We start from the raw sequence: 16,019 nt of genomic DNA, 5'->3' as shown, positions 1-16,019 counted from the left end.
GTTGCGTCCTCCGTCATCGATAGGTCAGCACGAGTCCGTGCATGACCTGGGACCACCCGTCGAGCACGACGAACAGCAGCAGCTTGAACGGGATGGCGATGTTGGTGGGCGACACCTGAGACAGGCCCATGGCCAGCAGCACGTTGGCGATGACGAGCTCCACGATCACGAAGGCCAGATACAGCAGGAAGCCGATGCGAAAGGCGGCCGTCAGCTCCGTCAGCAAGAAAGCCGGGGCCACCACGATCAGGTCGTCGACCAGAAGCGCTTTTGCGCGTTCCTGGGGCCATATCGCCTGTGCCGACTTCAGGAAAAATGCCTTTTCGGCCGGGTGCGCGTGCTTGACGAGGAACTGCCGGAACGGTTCCTTCGCGGCGGAGGCGGCTGCCAGCAGCTGCTGGGTGTTCGACGTCTGCGATGACGGCGGCCCGTTCTGGATTTTGTCGGCCGCCTCCATGGCGACCGGCGCCATGACGTAGATCGAAATGATGATGGCGATGCCGTTGAGCACCATGTTGGGCGGCACCTGCTGGATGCCCAGCGCGTTGCGCAGCAAGCCCAGCACCACCACCACCTTGGTGTACGAGGTCACCACCATGGCCGCGAACGGCAGAACCGCCAGCGCCATCAGGGCGATGAACAGCGAGATGGGGTCCAGCCCCTGGACGGATGACAACGGGGTCATGGCAAGTCTTGTGGTGGTGCTTCGGCCGCCTGGCTGAGCCCCATTCGCTCGATGCGTACCCCGAGCTGCTCGCCGATGACGATCAGGCGGCCGGTACCGACCACTTGGTCGTGGCACACGAGGCGCACCAGGGCTTCGCGCACGGGCATGTCCAGCGTGATGACCGAGCCCGGACCGAAGGCCGCGAGATCGTCAAGCCGGACACGGGCGCTGTCTATCTCGAAGGCCACGGGGATGGACAGCTTTCCGATGGCACCGATTTCCGCACCCGCTGGCAGGTCGTGCTCCGGAATGGGTTCGCTGCCGGGCTGAGGTGCCCCGTCGAGCGTGGCTTCGTGCGAGTCGATATCGAGTTGTGCAGTGGTTTCCATGGAGACGCCCATTCCAAAAGACAAGTGGCAATGCAAAGAGGCCGAAGCGCCGGCGGGCACGCCTGTGAGCAGCACGTCGCCTGCCCTGATCGAGCCCAGTTCGGAGGCGCCATACGTCTTGCGCGTAAGCCGAATACGGCAGGCCACGCGCAAGCCGAGAAGGTGGCTTGCGTCGCTTCGGACCGAGGAAGCCAGCAGCGCCTGGATCTGCCCGGCCATCGCTTCGTCGATGGCCTGCGGCCCGATGCGGCGATTTCTTGCGGTGATCTCGAAAGGCGCAGCGCCGGAGTCCAGCTGCATCCCATGCAGCACCAGGCCTGCGAAGCGGGACTGGAACGGGGCGAGCGGCTGGGCCAGTAGCGACTGCGCAACGTCCCGCGCCAGCGCGGGGTCCGGCAGGCGCGCCGCCATCTCCAGCGCAGGCCAGTCGGTCCTGGGGACCGACAGCCGCATCGTGCCCTGCGCCGACCGAAATTCCATGCTGATGCGTTTGCCGGATCGACCAGGCGCCCGGCTGATCGACGCACCCGGTTGTCCCGAAAGGGCCCGGACCCAACGCACGAACCGCCGATCGAACATCACCCGCGCCAGACGGGCTTCGCCGTGGTCCATGGGCGGGAGATACCTTGCGAGGTCGCTTAAGGGGAAAGCCGGTGGCTTGACAGCGTTCAAGGTCATTCCAGGTCAATGTCGATGCTTCGATGGGCCGTGCCCAGGCGGGCAAGCAACCCGTGCAGTTGATCGCGATGCTTTGAGATTAGGTGGCGGGACTCGGGCGACACCGTTCGGAAGCGAAGCGTCATGGCATAGGACGAAAGCCCCAGGGCCAGTTCGCATTCCGGCAGCACCTTGGGGTCCATGGGCACTGTGACGGCCCAGGACTGGAAGGCCGGGTCTGCCCGCAGGCACAGATCGGTAATGGTTTGCGCGGTATCCCGCAGCCATTGCGGCGGCTCCGCATCCGTGGCGGTACCGGTGGCCCCGACGGCGTGCACGGGTGGCCGGTCGTCGGGCAGGTCTTGCCCCGCTTCCCCGGGGGCGGGTGTGCGTGCCAGTGGCGGCGGCACGGTATCGCCCTGGATGAAGAAATATTGCGGTGGCAATGGATCCGGCGTCGCTGCCTGCGGTGCAGGAGCGGGCGGTGCGTTGTCGTCCCGGTCTTCTTCGTGCGGCGAATCGCCTTGCGAGTCGGCCTGCTCCCGAGGCTCTCCCTCGCCCGATTCCGTGGGATCGGGCGGGGCGCCCTCCGAAGCCATGGCGAAGGGATCGGTGGACTCGATCGCCTCGCCTTCGGCGGGGTCATCCTGCGGCAGTGCGGGGGGGAACAGCTCGCGGCGAAACCGTTCTTGCGAGTTCGGCCGCAGCAGCGCGGCGGTGGCCGCCACTGCAGGGTGCGCGACGTGGCGCAGGGTGTGATCGGGGCGCTGGAGAGAGGTCATGGCCGCGGTCCTCAGGAAACGCGGCCGATAGGCCGCAGTTCCACCTGGGTTCCCAACTCCTGGAACGAGTACACGCGCAGCCAGTCGAGGCGGCTTTCGATCATCTTCTTGACATAGCGGCGAATGTCCATCGACGTCACCAAGGCCACGCCGGGCTGCCTGGCGGTATCGGCGACCGCGGCGATGCGCTCGGTCAGGTCGCGCGCGTCGTCGGGCGACATGGCCAGGTAGTTCCCCGCCGGCGTGGGCTTGATGCAGCCGCGGATCGCCTGTTCGATGTCCGGATCGAGCAAGATGGCCGACAGATGCCGCTGGCCACTGGTCGCTTCATGCGCGAGATAGCGGCCGAGGTCGGAGCGCACGTACTCCGTGAGCAGCAACAGGTCTTTTTCCTTGGGCCCCCAGACGATCAGGCTCTCGAAAATGCTGCGGATGTTGCGGATCGGCACCTGTTCTTCCAGCAGCCTGCGCAGCACCTCGGCCATGCGCTGCAGGGGCATGATCTTCTGCACCTCGGCCACGAGACCGGGGTATTCCGGCGTGCTGCGCTCGATCACCCACTGCACCTCCTGAACCCCCATGAACAGGTGGGCGTGCCGCTGCAGCATGCCCACGACTTCGCGCGCGATGACCTGCTCCACATCGATGCATGCGCCTTCTCGCTGGGCCATGGGCACGGCCTCCGGCGCCAGCCACAGCGAGACCTCGCTGCCCAGTGCGGGCCCGTGTGGCTGGGCCGATGCGGCCAGGGGCGATTGGGGGTCGAGCAGCAGCAGCATGCGGCCCGGCAGTTCAGGCTGCGCCACCGGAACGTCGTTGATCAGCACTTCGTAGCGCAGGCCGGTCAGCTCGATGTCCACCCACATCGCAGCGCCGGGAAACGGCAGGCCCAGCCGGGACTGCAGTCCTTCCCGTTCCTTGTTGAGTGCGCCGTTGAGCCGCTCTGCATCGATCAGCTTGCCCAACGCATCCGACATGCGGATCGACAGCGGCTTGGCGAACTCGGGGGCTTTTTGCTGGATGGAGGGCGCGTCTCCCTTGGCCCCTTCGCGCATCAGGGCCGCGATCGGCTTGGACAGCGAGTTGCCCGCGAGCTGGGTTCGTTTCTTGGTGAGGAAGTGCCCGCCAGCCACCAGACCGCCCGCCAGCAGGGCGAAAGGCACCATCGGAAAGCCCGGAATGAAGCCGAAGCCCGCCGTGAGCGCCGCGGCAAGGTACATCGAACGGGGGTTGCGGGTGAGTTGCTCGGTCATGTCCTGGCCGAGCGAGGTGGGCTTTTTCTTGTGCTCGTCGGTCACGCGGGTGGTGAGAACGCCGGCCGCCATACAGATGAAGAGGGCCGGAATCTGCGACACCATGGCATCGCCGATGGACAGCACCGCGAAGCGGTTGGCCGCTTCGCCGGCGGTCATGTTGTGGTACATGATGCCGACCACAACCCCTGCGAGGATGTTCACCATCGTGATGATCAGCCCGGCGATGGCGTCGCCTTTCACGAACTTCATCGCGCCGTCCATGCCGCCGTGCAGCATGCTTTCCATTCCGAGGTGAGCGCGTTTTCGCTTGGCTTCATCGGGCGTCAACAGGCCCGCGCGCAAGTCGGCATCGATGCTCATCTGTTTGCCTGGCAGGGCATCCAGCGTGAAGCGCGCGCCGACTTCCGCCACCCGCTCCGAGCCTTTGGCGATCACGATGAACTGGACGATGGTGATGACCAGGAACACCACGATCCCCACCACCAGATTGCCGCCCACCACCAACTGCCCGAAGCTCTCGATCAGGTGGCCTGCATCGGCATGCAGCAAGATCGCCTTGGTGGAGGCGATGTTCAGCGCCAGCCGGAACAGCGTGGTGAACAGCAGCAGCGAAGGAAAGGTTGAAAGCGACAGCGCGTCCGGTATGAACAGTGTGGTCATCAGCAGCAGGATGCTCACCGTGAGGTTGATGGCCAGCAGCGCATCGATGAGCATGGTCGGCAGCGGAAGGATCATCAGTGCGATCACGCCGACGAGAAAGCCCGCCATCGTCATGTCGTTGACCAGGGTGGAGTCGAAGCGTTTGGCCATGGGGTGTTCCTGGTGGTGAAGGCTTGTCAGGGAGGAGAGGTGTTTGCGGCCGTGCCGCCGCCGAATTGGTCGAGTTCTGCGACCCAGCGCAGCACGACGGCAACGGACTCGAGCAGCTCTTCGGAAATGGGTTGGTTCAGCGGCAGGCGGTGCAGCGCGCGGGCCAGGGGCGGGTTGGCGATGATCGGAACACCATGCGTTGCGGCCAGGCCGCGGATCACTGCGGCCTGTGCATCCATCCCCTTGGCCACCACGATGGGCAGGGGCGTGACGCCTTCCTCATAGAGCAGGGCCACGGCGTAGTGGGTCGGGTTGGTGACCACCACGGTGGCGCCGGGCACGCGTTCCTGCGGTGGACTGTTGGCCAGCTCGTCGCGCAGCGAGCGCTGCTGGCCCTTGACATGGGGGTCTCCGTCGCTGTCCTTGCGCTCCCGCTTGATATCGTCCTTGCTCATGCGCTGGTCGCGCATGAACAGCCAGCGCTGCAAGCCGAAGTCCACGGGACCGATGATCACGAACACCAGGCACGAAAAACCGATCAACCGCAGGATGGCGCTCCACGCCACCTGACCCGCGCCTTGGGCAGAAAGGTAGGCCGAGCCCACCAGCAATGGCACGAGGCTGAGCACGATTTGCCAGATCACGGCCCCCAGTGCCACGGCCTTCACCACCGACTTGCAGAACTCGATGATCGAGCGTGCGTTGATCAGTTTCTTGAGGCCTTCGGCGGGGTTCAGTTTTTCGAATTTCGGCTGGATGGCTTCGAACGAAATGATCACCCCCACCTGGCCCATCATGGCAATGATCGCCACCAGCACGGAGACGATGACCAGGGAGAACGCGGCGATCGCGCCGTCCAGCACCATGGAGGAAATCAGCGCCAGAACCTCCTGCGTGTCCTGCGCCTGCATGCCTTGGTGCATGGCGGTTTTCACCACCTTCGCGATGTGGTCGTAGAGCATGGGGCCGGAGCCGATCAGCACCAGCAGCGAGGCCACCAGGATGGCCGCGGCCACGACGTCCTGGCTCTTGGGAACCTCTCCCTTCTTGCGGGCGTCCAGGAGCTTCTTGTCTGTGGGTTCTTCCGTTTTTTCTGACATGGCGTGGGCTCGTTGGTCGCGGTGCGCGATGGGTTCTTGCAATCTAGCTTTGCACGCCGCCTGGCATGCGATCCATGCGAAGTCCTTGCCCTCGCAGACGAACGTGACGGATCGCAGTCCTGCGCTGCGTGCCCACATTCGCATTGCCGTGACTGCCTTCGTTCGGGTTCCATGGCGCGAGGCCGCGCGCTTCTAGTCTTGCCGCCAGAAGGTCAATCGATGTCGGTTGGCCGCTGGAGAGGGATTCATGAGCACGATCAAGGGGTTGCGCATCCTGGTGCGCCTGAAGAAGCGGCGTGTCGAGCAGAGCGAAGCGGCATTGCAGGAGAGCGCCCGGCAGCGCGATCGCGAGCATGCCGCGCACGAAGCGGCCGTGGCCGAGGAGGCGCAGGTGCGCCAGGCCGAGAGCGACCTGCGCGGCCGCATCGCCTCGACCACGGAGCGTCCGCAAGGCTTTCATGCGCAGGACGTGGTGACGCTGCAAATCCTGGTCAAGGAGGCGGAAGTGCGCAGCGCCGATGCCGGCAAGCTGACGCAGCGCGCGGCAGCGCAGGTGGAGGCCGCCGTGCAGCGGGTGGCCGAGCGAGAGTTCGCGCTGCGGCGCGCAACGCAGCAACTGGAGGCGACCGAGGCCCGGCTGGAGCGAGCCGTGCAGGAGGCTGAACGGGCCCAGGAGGACGCGCAGGACGAGGAGGCAGAGGAAACGGCCGTTGCTCGCATGCTGGCCTGCTCCCGTGCCGCTGCGCGCACGCGATTGCAGTTGGCGCGCGGCGCCAGGGCATGAGGTGGCGATGGACCCCTCCATGCAGCAGGGGCTGGGCCTTTTCCAGCTGACCCTCGATCTCAAGGGCTTCTTTGCCGTGCTGGCACTGTCCACTGCGCGCATCTATGCCGCCATGCTCGTCATGCCGGCGACGAACGACATGCTCCTGTATGGGCGCACTCGCGGTGGGCTCGTGCTTGTGCTGGGCGCCTTTGTGGCCTGGGGCCAGCCGACCGAACTGCTGCATTCGCTGACCGCCGTGGACATGGCGGTGCTGGTGCTCAAGGAGGGCGTCATCGGAATGCTGATCGGGTTCGCGGTCGGCACCGTCTTCTGGGTGGCCGAGAGCGTGGGCATGCTCATTGACAACCAGACCGGCTACAACAACATCCAGCAGACCAATCCGCTCAGCGGCCAGCAGAGCACGCCGGTGGGCAACCTGCTGTCGCAACTGGCCATCGTAGGCTTTTACATGCTGGGGGGCATGCTGGTCTTCATCGGCCTGCTGTTCGATTCGTACGAGTGGTGGCCGCTCACGGGCGTCATGCCCAGTTGGTCGGTGCTGATGGAGCGGTTCCTGCCGACCGAAGTCACCAACTACGCCGAAACCGTGCTCAAGATCGCCGGACCGGTGATCGTGATCCTGATGCTCATCGATCTGGGCATCGGCTTGCTCGGCAAGGCCGCAGAAAAACTGGAGCCCAACAGCCTCGCGCAGCCCATCAAGGGGGCGACGACCATGCTGCTGCTGGTGCTCCTGGTGGGCGTTTTCTTCCAGCAGGTGCGGCCGCAACTCACGATGCGGCCCGTGGCCGAGCGCATCAAGCGCTTGCTGTCGCCTGCGGCCTCGCCCCCTGCCTCACCCCAATCGCCGGCGGTGCCCCATGGATGACGCTGAGGGCAACCGGCAGGCCGCGCAGTACCGCCTTCGCAACTGGGCTGCCAGCCTGTCCTGTGCACTGGCGGCGCGCCGATGCGCTGTGTCGGTGAGTTGTGGACGGCCCCTCGTGCCGCCGCGCCTGCAGTGTCCCAGCGATGTGCACCGCGGGGCCGGGGTTTCCCACCACGTGTCGATCCGGTCGCCACCGCAGTCAGTCGCTTTCTCTGAACCCACGCCGTCGCGCAACACGGTGGATCCCTCCGCCGAATTTCTCTGTCTGAGCCGCCATGGGGTGGGCAGCTTTTTTTTCACTTTGCCTTAAGGAGTCAGTATGTCAGTCAATTTCCAAACCCAGACCACCTCCCGGTTCAACAACAACCTGGACTCTCTGTCGGACAACCAACAGAACTCTTCCCAGAAACTGCAGGACGAACTGCTCCAGCTGGTCGTGCTGGTGCTGCAGCAAGTCATGAAAGCGATGGACAAAGACGGTTCCGACAGCAAAGCGGGCGGCACGGATGGTGTGTCGGGCAAGGGCGGCGCGGGCGGCGCCAACGGAGGCGGCGGCGCGAACAAGGGCCAGGGCGTGGCCGGCCTGATCCAGCAGTTCGGCGAGTTGCTGCAGCAGATCGCCAAGTCCATGGAGCAGAACTCGCAGAAGAATCCTGCCAGCGATCTGGCCAAAAGCATTGCCGACAAGCTCGGCGGCGGTGGCGGCAACACGCTCGATGAAATGGGCAAGGACAGCGGCAGCGGTGGCAACCTGCTGGAGCAACTGGGCGAAAGCTATCTGCGCCAGATCCTGGACAAGATGACCACAGGCGGCACGGGCAGTGCCGGCGGCACGGGGCAAACCAACGGCGGCGGCAGTGGTGGCGACGGCAATACAGGCGCCAGCGACATTGGCGATCTGGCCAAGCAATTCATCGAAGCATTGCTGTCGGGTGGCTCGGGTGCGGTGGAAGACCTGGGCAGGAAAAACGGTACGGGTGGCACCGGAGGCACGAACGGTGCCGGCGGCACTGGCGGCACTGGCGGCCCTGAGGGCGCGGACGGCACGCAAAGCGGCGACGGCCAGTCGTCGATCCAGCAGCTGCTGCAGGTGCTCGAGCAGATTCTGCAAATCCTGCAAACCCTGCAGGGCGGAAAGGCGGAAGGCTCTGGTGGTGGCGGTGGAGCCGGCGGCACCAAGGACTCTGGCGGCACCAGCAATGCCGGTGGAACTGGCGGAACTGGTGATTCCGGTGGAGTCGATGGAACTGATGGTGCAAAAGGGCAGGGCTCGCCGGGCGACATGCTCAAGCAATTGGTCGAGGCCCTCATCAAGGGCGACAGCAGCGCATTGGACAAGCTGGCCAATGGCGACAAGCAAAATGGTGGCGCACAGGATGCAACCCAACAACTGATGGAGTTGCTGCAAAAGCTGATCGAACTCCTGACGGGCAAGAAGCCGGACGAGTCCGATAGCGAGTCGGGTGGAGGCGGTGGTGGCGGCGGCACGCAGCCTTCTGCTGGTGGTGGTGGCGGCACTCAGCCTTCTGCTGGTGGTGGCGGCGGCACGAAGCCTTCTGGTGATGGCGGCGGCACGAAGCCTCCAGTGGGTGATGGCGGCGGTACGAAGCCTCCAGTGGGTGATGGCGGCGGTACGAAGCCTCCAGTGGGTGATGGCGGCGGTACGAAGCCTCCAGTGGGTGATGGCGGCGGTACGAAGCCTCCAGTGGGTGATGGCGGCGGTACGGAAAAGCCTTCCACCGACAAGCCTTCCACGACAGGTCCGTCTACCGGCACCAAACCTTCCGAGACCCCCTCCACCACCGGTTCTGGCTCTGCCGGCAAGGTGACGAGCATTCCGCCGTATGACGCCGAGAAGATCCAGAACGAAACCATCGTCGTGAAGGCTGGGGAAACCTTCGATGGCCTCAAGGAATACGGCAAGATGATGCATCTCAAGGCCGGCCCTGCCCTGGGAGATGGTGGACAAGGCGAAAGCCAGAAACCGCTGTTCGTGCTGGAACCCGGTGCGACCCTGAAGAATGTGCAGATTTCGGGCGCAGATGGCATTCACACCATGGGCAATGCCACCATCGACGGCGTGTTCGGACGCGATGTGGGCGAGGACTTCATGACGAAGAAGGGCGAAGGCGACGTGGTGTTCAAGAACGGCGGCGCATCGAACGCCACCGACAAGACGTTCCAGCTCAACCACGGCGGCGCCTTCTCCATCGACAACTCCTTCTTCGATGGCACCAGCAAGCTGGTCCGCACCAACGGCGGCAAGGACTTCGCGACCGACATCTCGATCACCAACTCGACGATCAGGAACGTCAAGGAAGCCGTGGTGCGTACCGACGCGACGCAGGCCAACATCAAGCTGGCCAACAACGACATCGTTGGCGCGCCCCACGATGTGCTCGCACCCGCAGCCACCAAGGTGGAAGGTGCGGAAAACCGCGGTACGAAGGCCTTCACGGGCTGATGAAAAAGAGGCTGGAAGTCTGCTGCGTCATGCCAGCGGATCTTCCGGCCTTGCTTGGCCACAGCGGCTGGTGCATGCAGGCGTTCGCCTGCCCTGCCAGCCGCTGCGCCTGCGTGCGGCGCATCCCGCCGCCACACGGCCTGCTGCCTCGTTTTCAGCAGCAGCGGCAGGGCAATGTCTTTCCGTCGGTGCCACCTCCGTGCCCTGATTTCTCTCCCACACCCCCCACTCAATTCGTCATAGGACACTCCCATGAGCGCCCCATCCACCGTTGCCCGCGTGCCCGAGGCCGCGACGCGCGCCCAGATCGATTTCCTGACCCAGTTGGCCGTGCACATCGGCCTGCGGGCGGAAGACGGCCTTCTCCTGGTGGCCCCGCGGGTCATCAGCGGGCCGGCCGGCTTGGCCGGCCGTTTCCATTTGCACCCCGAGCATGCCGCGGTGCTGCCCGAAGTGCTGCTGCCGGTCGCGGCGCAAGAGCTTGCCGGCCCGGAGGTCTTGAAGCTTTTGACGTTGCAGGCCGCGATCCTGAAAGAGTTCGGCTGGTATCTGGGCGCATCCGCCGAAGGCATGCTGCAGCTCAGTTCGCTGTCCTGGATCGAGGCGCCGCAAGACGCGGCCACCGCCATGGACATGCTCAACGGAATCGGGGCCAGCGTGCTGCAGGCACTGCTGGACGAACCCGCGCCAGCGCCGTCCTCGGCTTGAGACCGGCTGACCCTCCGTTTCACGAATTTCTGGACCCAAGGACACTCCCATGGACCACCCGAACATCACTGGCCGCAGCATTCGGTCTACCCCCCATCGGACCGATGCCAACACCACGGCCGCCAGCCACACGACCGAGCGGCCCCGGACGCAAACGCTCGAGCACCAGGACCTGAGCCCGCGCACCGCGCCAGGCACCGCCGAGCCGGCCACTCCGATGCGCCGAACAGCGCTGCCCGAACGGAGCACCAACTCCCCGCCGGCGTCCGGAAGCTACGTCGCCATCGACATGCCGTCCCCGAACGAAGGCGTTGCCAATGCCGGGGCCTCCCGCAGCTGGATGGAGACCATGCAGTCGGGCGGGCGGCGCATGGCGCAAGGCTTGGGGGCTGCATGGACCGGCGCCCATGCCCTGGCGGGACAGGTGGGATGGCGAGGCCAGGCGCCACAGCCTGCAGCGGCCCAGGCGACCGATGTGCAGGCGCCGGTGCAAGACATCGTCATCGACATGGTGGACCTGGAGGCCGGCATTCCGGATGTGGTGGTCGATCTCCCGGCCGCAGACCGGCCCGCTCTGTCGGCGGGCGCCCGCCTGGTGGCCGCCCTGGATAACATGCCGTTTCTCATGGACAACAGCCAGGAGCAGCGCGATATGGCCGCGCAATACAGCGAGTGGGCCCGGCAAAAGGCCGATGCGCGGGAGGCCGCCGGGGCCGAGGGCTACTCGCTGCGGACTGGCGATGCGGCCTTGCCTGCGGGCTACGACTTTGCCCGGCAGTTGTTGAGCTCGATGGCGCGTTCGCCCGCCACCAATGCGATGGCCACTGCCATCGGTCCGCGCTCGGGCCTGAATGCCGAAGGCCAGTCGGTGAACATCGGAGAGTTGAGCAACCAGTACGATCCGGCGCTCGCGGGCGGCACCCTCGGGGGGCTCACCGCCCACATGGTCGATACCACGTTGCTGTCGGCCATGGACCGGCGAGCGGCCATGGCCAACTTTCCCCAGTTCAAGGCCATCGATCCGCACGTGCTGGTCCCCGACCCTTGCCCGGTACAGATCCGGGTGGTGAACGGACAAAAGGAGTTTTGGAGGCCGGTGACGGCAGACTCGCTCGGTGGCTCGCCGCATTTGCCCACGATGAACGAGCTGAAGGCCCAGGCGGACCTGCGGCGCAAGTCGGTGACCACGCTGCAGGCGGCACTGGATGGCAAGCAGTGGGGGGTATTGGCCCAGCCGCTGATGACGGCGGGCTTCAATGTGCTGCGCCGGCAGGTGATGCCGATCTACGCGTTCACCAATCCCGCCTTGGTGTTCGCGCACTCGCTATGGGCTTCGGGGCTCGGAGGGGGCGTGACCAAGCTGGCGCTGGGCATGGGTAAGTCCGTGGCCTATGCCAACCTGGACGATTTCGCAGGGGGGACGCAAAAGGCCAACGTGTTTGCCAAAAGCCTGCCCCAGCCCGGGTTGCCCGCGGCGGGACTGGCCGATATCAAAGGGTTGCCAGGCTATGGCGCGGAGGTGGCCAAGGAAACGCTGGCATTGACGCAGCACTTCTGGATCGGCCCCTGGCGCACCAGCGGATCATGGTTGCCCAATGGCGACGACGTGAGAGCCCGGGTCAGCGACATGGGCCGTTCGCTGGCGTCCAATGTGATGGCAGGCGTTGCCTCGACCGGCATCGGCGCCCTGGTCGGACAATTGGGGCGGGGCGGCTCCAACTCTGCCCTGCCAGGCGAATCCCTGCGATCGCAGGGCTACATGCTGCAGCAGGCGGGCCAGAGTTCTTCCAACGATTTTGTCTGGCAGGCGAGCAAGGAGTATCTGGGCGGCGCATCGCACAGCCTGAACGACTCCCTGGACAAGTGGCGAGACAACAAGCTGGTACGGCTGTCGAATGCGGCGTATATCGTGCAGGGAAAGCTGGCCACCCGGGGTTCGGAGCTGCAAGGCGCGATTCCCGAATATCGCGGCGACGAGGCGTTGTACCTCAGCACGGCGATGGACAAGCTGGCTAGTCTGCGAGACGCTCGCGAGCCGAAATTGGCTGATCTGGAGTTCGTTCAGCGGCTTCTACTGGGTGGCGCGACTGGCGCAGGCGAGCACAGGGAGGAGATCGCGGAGATCCAGGAGATGGTCGACCAAACCATCCGCACTCTGCGGCACCGCGACGAACTGACCGACTGGGTCAAGCCCAAGTCCGATTGATGCATCGCAGGCCGGCGCCGTGGCACCGGACCTGCCTGCCATCAGACAGTCGGTGAAGCCAGCGCTTGAGGGCGCACCGTTCTCTCGATCCGGGCCCCTATTACCCCGATCATGGGCGCCCAGCCAGCCCCTTCGGCAATACCGGAGGCCTTCAGCCGAGGGCCGTCATCAGTGCTCGATGCGTTTGCGCATACGCGCGGTTCCCCCGCTCTGAAAACGGGTTGCTCCAGAGGTCCAGCGATGCCAGCGTGCGGTTGCCAGCCAACGCATGCGCGCCCGACTCGCCGATCCGGTTGCGGGCCAGATTCAGCTTCTGCAGGCGGGGATTGGCCGCCAGGGCCCGGGCACCGCCGGAGCCGATCTGGTGGCCCTCCAGATCGAGTTCGGTCAGGCAGGTGCTGGCCGCCAGGGCGCAAGCGCCGGCTTCCGTGATCTGCACGGTGCCGGCCATGTCGTTGCGCAGGACCAGGCGCGTCAGCGTGCGGGAGCGGCCCAATGCGCACGCGCCGGCATTGCCCACCTGGCAACTGCCCACATCCAGGCAGACCAGGGACGGGGCGTCGGCCAGCGCCTGGGCACCTGCATCGCCAATCGGGTTGTGGCGCAGGTCCAAGGTGGTCAGGGCGGTGTGCTGTGCCAGGGCTTGCGCACCGGCCGTGCCGATGCCGTTGCCCGATGCCACCAGCGTGTGCAAACGTGGCATGCGCGCCAGAGCGCCAGCGCCCTGGTCCCCGATCCGGTTGCGTTGCATGTTCAGCGATTCCAGGAACGGGTGTGCCGCCAGGCTGCGGGCACCGTCTTCGCCGATCAGGTTGCCGCCCAGTACCAGGTGGGTCAGGCTGCGGTTGCTGCCCAGCGGGGCAATGGCCGGGTCGCGCAGCCGGTTGTCGCTCAGGTCGAGCGAACGCATGCCGTGGCTGCGGGCCAGGGCGCGGATGCCTTCGGCGCCCAACGTTGGGTTGCTGCGCAGCTCCAACACCTGAAGGTGGGGGTTGGCGGCCAGGGCGGTGGCGCCCGCATTGCCGATGCCGCAGTCGTTCAGCCGCAACGTTTGCACGCCGGGGTTTCGAGCCAGCGCGCGGGCGCCTTCATCGCCAATCGGGTTGTGGCTGAGGTCCAGGCAGCGCAGCGTGGGATGGCCTGCGAGGATCGCGGCGCCTTGCGCATCGATGTGAAGATGGCGGGCCGTGAGCGAGCGCAGATCCAATTGGCAAAGTTGTGCCAGGCCTGCGGAACTGATGCCTTTGCAATGCAGCAGTTCCAGCTCCTCAAGCGACCCGGGCAGGTGCTGCAGATCCGCGTCGCTGAACTCGCCCCGCAGCACGATCTTGCGCAACCCGGGGAAAAGTCCGTCTTCGCAAATATCGAGCAGGCCCTGCGTGCCACGCACCACCGGCACGCCAGCCTGCCCCTCGGACAGGTCCCGCACGGGGTGCTCGGCCGGCCGGGCGGCTGCTTGCTTTGCGGCAGGCGCCAAGGACGCGCCACCCATGCGATGGGACGATGCGCGGCGCAGGCGATGGGCGCTGGAGGCCTTGGCGCTCAGCCAGGCGAAGAGGCCGCCCGCTACCGGGCGCAGTTCTGTAGGGGGGCTTTTCAGGATAAGGCTGTTCATGGCGTTCTCGCGTTGATCGGGATGCCTCCAGGGTAGGCAGCCATACCCAGCGCAGGCAGCCGGCATGCGAAGCGATCGACCGACAAGCGAGCGGGCCAGGCCAGCGGTGGCCGATTGCACGGGGTGTCATCAGCCTTTCATACGGGCTGGCGATCATCCGACCCCATGTCTTTCGATATGCAGATTCGGCGCGCTGCGCCGGCGGGCTCCTGGATGCCGTCGCGCAGCGTGCGTTCGCCAGCCATGGCGCCCCAGGGCATTGCTCGGGTGGCGAGCAGGCCCCGTGCGCGGTTTTTGGGGCTGGACGACATTCCGCAATTGCTGCGCCTGGAAGCCCGGCAATGGACGCCGGAGCAAGCCGCCGACGAAGCGGCTCTGCGCAGTCGCATCCTGGCCCATCCCGATCTGTGCGTGGGTGCGTTCTGTCCGAAAACAGGAGAGGCGCTGGCGTCGCTCTTCATGAAGCCGGCCTGCCGCGAGGCGTTGGTGGCCGCCCGGTCCTGGCACGATGGCGCAGGACAACCGGTCGGCGCGAAGCCTGGCCGCAGCCTCTTCGGGATCAGCCTCACCAGCGTGGACCCGGAAGCGGCCTGCCAGTTGATCCGGTTCTTCTGGCCCCATGCGCTTCGGCATGGCTGGCGCGACATCTATCTGGGATCGCCAGTGCCCGGATTGCGCCGGGCCTTGCAGGAAGGGCTTGCGCCTGATGCGGAAACCTATGTGCATTCGCGCCGCGGCGGCCTGCCGGCCGATGCCCAGCTGCGGTACTACCATCGCAAGGGCTTTCGCGAGATCGTCGGCGTGCGGCCGGACTACTTCCCGCATGCGGAATCGCTGGACCACGGCGTTCTGCTGCGTGGCACCGTGCCGCTCGCGGCGGCATGGCCGCTGTGGCGCATCCTGCCGTTTGCGGTGCTGCGACGTGCCACGCACTGGGCCGGAGCGCTGCTTTGAGCGCTACGCAAGCCCGTGTGGTGCCCTGGAATGGAGACATGTTCCGCACGCGGTTCTTCGACGCTCTGTCGCTGTTGCTGCCGTCCGGCGAAGCCTTCGTGATCGATGCCATCTCCGACGCGCTCCAGGCCGACGGCGGGCAAGGCGTCTCGGCTCCCGCACTGCGTGACGAGGCCCTGCGCTTCGTGCGAGAAGAAGCCACCCACCAGCGAGCGCACCGCCGTTACAACGAGCGCCTGGCGCAGACCGGCGTGCCGGTATCCAAATTGGAGGGGCGGGTCGCGGCGGCGGTCCAGGACCTGGCCGGTCTGCCGCTGCCGACACGCCTGGCGCTGGCCGAGGCGTTCGAGCACCTGACTGCGCTGCTCTCAGCGCAGGTGCTGCAGGGAACGGCCTGGCTGCAGGGCGATGGCCGTGAGGCGCGGATGTGGCGCTGGCATTGCGAGGAAGAGGTGGGGCATCGCCATGTGGCCTCCGATGTGGCCCGCGCGTTCGGTATTGGCCATGCCCGGCGTGTGGCATGCCTGGCGCTGGCGGCGCTGTATCTCGGCATCGATCTGTCGCGCCTGCTGACGGGGCTGTTGTGGCGGGACATGGTTGACGGCCACGTGCGCCCGCTGGGCCTGCTGGGGCAGGCAGCGCGGTTCGCATGGCGCACGGCGCCCGGCGTGGGCCGCATGGCCATCGCTTCGCTCGCCGGTCTCTTTTCCCGCCGCCTGGCCTGACCGTTGGCCGGATCCCGGCTGGCGGGCCGTG

13 protein-coding genes are annotated in these 16,019 nt (G+C 66.1%); 7 read left to right on the top strand and 6 right to left on the bottom strand.

Annotated features, from left to right (window positions below; genetic code table 11):
* Positions 1–13: 13 nt before the first annotated feature.
* From sctR to sctU, 5 genes are all read right to left on the bottom strand, one after another.
* Entirely contained in the window at positions 14–685 is a 672-nt protein-coding gene (sctR, locus tag AVKW3434_RS15770; protein WP_272565652.1) for a type III secretion system export apparatus subunit SctR, read from the bottom strand.
* Positions 682–1,668 (bottom strand): FliM/FliN family flagellar motor switch protein, encoded by a 987-nt coding sequence (locus AVKW3434_RS15765; RefSeq protein WP_284406611.1) that lies wholly within the window; start codon positions 1,666–1,668, stop codon positions 682–684. Before AVKW3434_RS15765 ends, sctR begins: the two co-directional genes overlap by 4 nt.
* Before the next feature lie 62 nt (positions 1,669–1,730).
* A complete protein-coding gene (locus tag AVKW3434_RS15760; protein WP_284406610.1) occupies positions 1,731–2,495 on the bottom strand; it encodes a type III secretion HpaP family protein in 765 nt (254 codons plus the stop codon).
* Between the two features lie 11 nt (positions 2,496–2,506).
* Positions 2,507–4,561, bottom strand: a complete 2,055-nt coding sequence (gene sctV, locus AVKW3434_RS15755) for a type III secretion system export apparatus subunit SctV (protein WP_284406609.1) — start codon at positions 4,559–4,561, stop codon at positions 2,507–2,509.
* Positions 4,562–4,587: 26 nt separating this feature from the next.
* Positions 4,588–5,661 (bottom strand): type III secretion system export apparatus subunit SctU, encoded by a 1,074-nt coding sequence (gene sctU / locus AVKW3434_RS15750; RefSeq protein WP_284406608.1) that lies wholly within the window; start codon positions 5,659–5,661, stop codon positions 4,588–4,590.
* A 247-nt stretch (positions 5,662–5,908) separates the two neighbouring features.
* On the opposite strand from sctU, the gene AVKW3434_RS15745 reads away from it, so the two are divergent.
* The 5 genes from AVKW3434_RS15745 (at position 5,909) to xopF (ending at position 12,694) form a co-directional block, all read left to right on the top strand.
* Positions 5,909–6,445, top strand: coding sequence for a type III secretion protein (locus AVKW3434_RS15745; RefSeq protein ID WP_284406607.1), 537 nt, complete (start codon positions 5,909–5,911; stop codon positions 6,443–6,445).
* A gap of 7 nt (positions 6,446–6,452) precedes the next feature.
* Positions 6,453–7,316 (top strand): type III secretion system export apparatus subunit SctT, encoded by an 864-nt coding sequence (sctT, locus tag AVKW3434_RS15740; RefSeq protein ID WP_284394248.1) that lies wholly within the window; start codon positions 6,453–6,455, stop codon positions 7,314–7,316.
* A gap of 319 nt (positions 7,317–7,635) precedes the next feature.
* Positions 7,636–9,780 (top strand): pectate lyase, encoded by a 2,145-nt coding sequence (locus AVKW3434_RS15735; protein WP_284406606.1) that lies wholly within the window; start codon positions 7,636–7,638, stop codon positions 9,778–9,780.
* 252 nt (positions 9,781–10,032) lie between these two features.
* Positions 10,033–10,488, top strand: a complete 456-nt coding sequence (locus tag AVKW3434_RS15730; RefSeq protein ID WP_284406605.1) for a hypothetical protein — start codon at positions 10,033–10,035, stop codon at positions 10,486–10,488.
* A 49-nt stretch (positions 10,489–10,537) separates the two neighbouring features.
* Entirely contained in the window at positions 10,538–12,694 is a 2,157-nt protein-coding gene (gene xopF, locus AVKW3434_RS15725) for a XopF/Hpa4 family type III secretion system effector (protein ID WP_284406604.1), read from the top strand.
* A gap of 151 nt (positions 12,695–12,845) precedes the next feature.
* Here xopF and AVKW3434_RS15720 read toward each other — a convergent pair whose 3' ends face one another.
* On the bottom strand, positions 12,846–14,309 hold the full coding sequence (locus AVKW3434_RS15720) for a leucine-rich repeat domain-containing protein (protein WP_284406603.1): 1,464 nt from the start codon (positions 14,307–14,309) through the stop codon (positions 12,846–12,848).
* Between the two features lie 243 nt (positions 14,310–14,552).
* On the opposite strand from AVKW3434_RS15720, the gene AVKW3434_RS15715 reads away from it, so the two are divergent.
* Together AVKW3434_RS15715 and AVKW3434_RS15710 are read left to right on the top strand one after the other, a co-directional pair.
* Complete coding sequence (locus AVKW3434_RS15715) at positions 14,553–15,263, top strand: hypothetical protein (protein ID WP_284406602.1); 711 nt, start codon at positions 14,553–14,555, stop codon at positions 15,261–15,263.
* On the top strand, positions 15,260–15,988 hold the full coding sequence (locus tag AVKW3434_RS15710; protein ID WP_284406601.1) for a metal-dependent hydrolase: 729 nt from the start codon (positions 15,260–15,262) through the stop codon (positions 15,986–15,988). The genes AVKW3434_RS15715 and AVKW3434_RS15710 overlap by 4 nt, the downstream gene beginning before the upstream one ends.
* Positions 15,989–16,019: the final 31 nt, after the last annotated feature.

It is taken from the genome of Acidovorax sp. SUPP3434, from assembly GCF_030159015.1.
In the GTDB taxonomy this organism is placed as follows: Bacteria; Pseudomonadota; Gammaproteobacteria; order Burkholderiales; family Burkholderiaceae_C; genus Paracidovorax.
This window is presented reverse-complemented; position numbering and strand designations above follow the sequence as displayed.

What these genes read in the sequence shown, in the direction of transcription:
- AVKW3434_RS15735 (WP_284406606.1), top strand. Translation starts at nt 7,636, where the DNA reads ATGTCAGTCAATTTCCAAACCCAGACCACCTCCCGGTTCAACAACAAC.
- xopF (WP_284406604.1), top strand. Translation starts at nt 10,538, where the DNA reads ATGGACCACCCGAACATCACTGGCCGCAGCATTCGGTCTACCCCCCAT.
- AVKW3434_RS15745 (WP_284406607.1), top strand. Translation starts at nt 5,909, where the DNA reads ATGAGCACGATCAAGGGGTTGCGCATCCTGGTGCGCCTGAAGAAGCGG.
- AVKW3434_RS15765 (WP_284406611.1), bottom strand. Translation starts at nt 1,668, where the DNA reads ATGGACCACGGCGAAGCCCGTCTGGCGCGGGTGATGTTCGATCGGCGG.
- sctU (WP_284406608.1), bottom strand. Translation starts at nt 5,661, where the DNA reads ATGTCAGAAAAAACGGAAGAACCCACAGACAAGAAGCTCCTGGACGCC.
- AVKW3434_RS15730 (WP_284406605.1), top strand. Translation starts at nt 10,033, where the DNA reads ATGAGCGCCCCATCCACCGTTGCCCGCGTGCCCGAGGCCGCGACGCGC.
- sctT (WP_284394248.1), top strand. Translation starts at nt 6,453, where the DNA reads ATGGACCCCTCCATGCAGCAGGGGCTGGGCCTTTTCCAGCTGACCCTC.
- sctV (WP_284406609.1), bottom strand. Translation starts at nt 4,561, where the DNA reads ATGGCCAAACGCTTCGACTCCACCCTGGTCAACGACATGACGATGGCG.
- AVKW3434_RS15760 (WP_284406610.1), bottom strand. Translation starts at nt 2,495, where the DNA reads ATGACCTCTCTCCAGCGCCCCGATCACACCCTGCGCCACGTCGCGCAC.
- sctR (WP_272565652.1), bottom strand. Translation starts at nt 685, where the DNA reads ATGACCCCGTTGTCATCCGTCCAGGGGCTGGACCCCATCTCGCTGTTC.
- AVKW3434_RS15715 (WP_284406602.1), top strand. Translation starts at nt 14,553, where the DNA reads ATGGCGCCCCAGGGCATTGCTCGGGTGGCGAGCAGGCCCCGTGCGCGG.
- AVKW3434_RS15720 (WP_284406603.1), bottom strand. Translation starts at nt 14,309, where the DNA reads ATGAACAGCCTTATCCTGAAAAGCCCCCCTACAGAACTGCGCCCGGTA.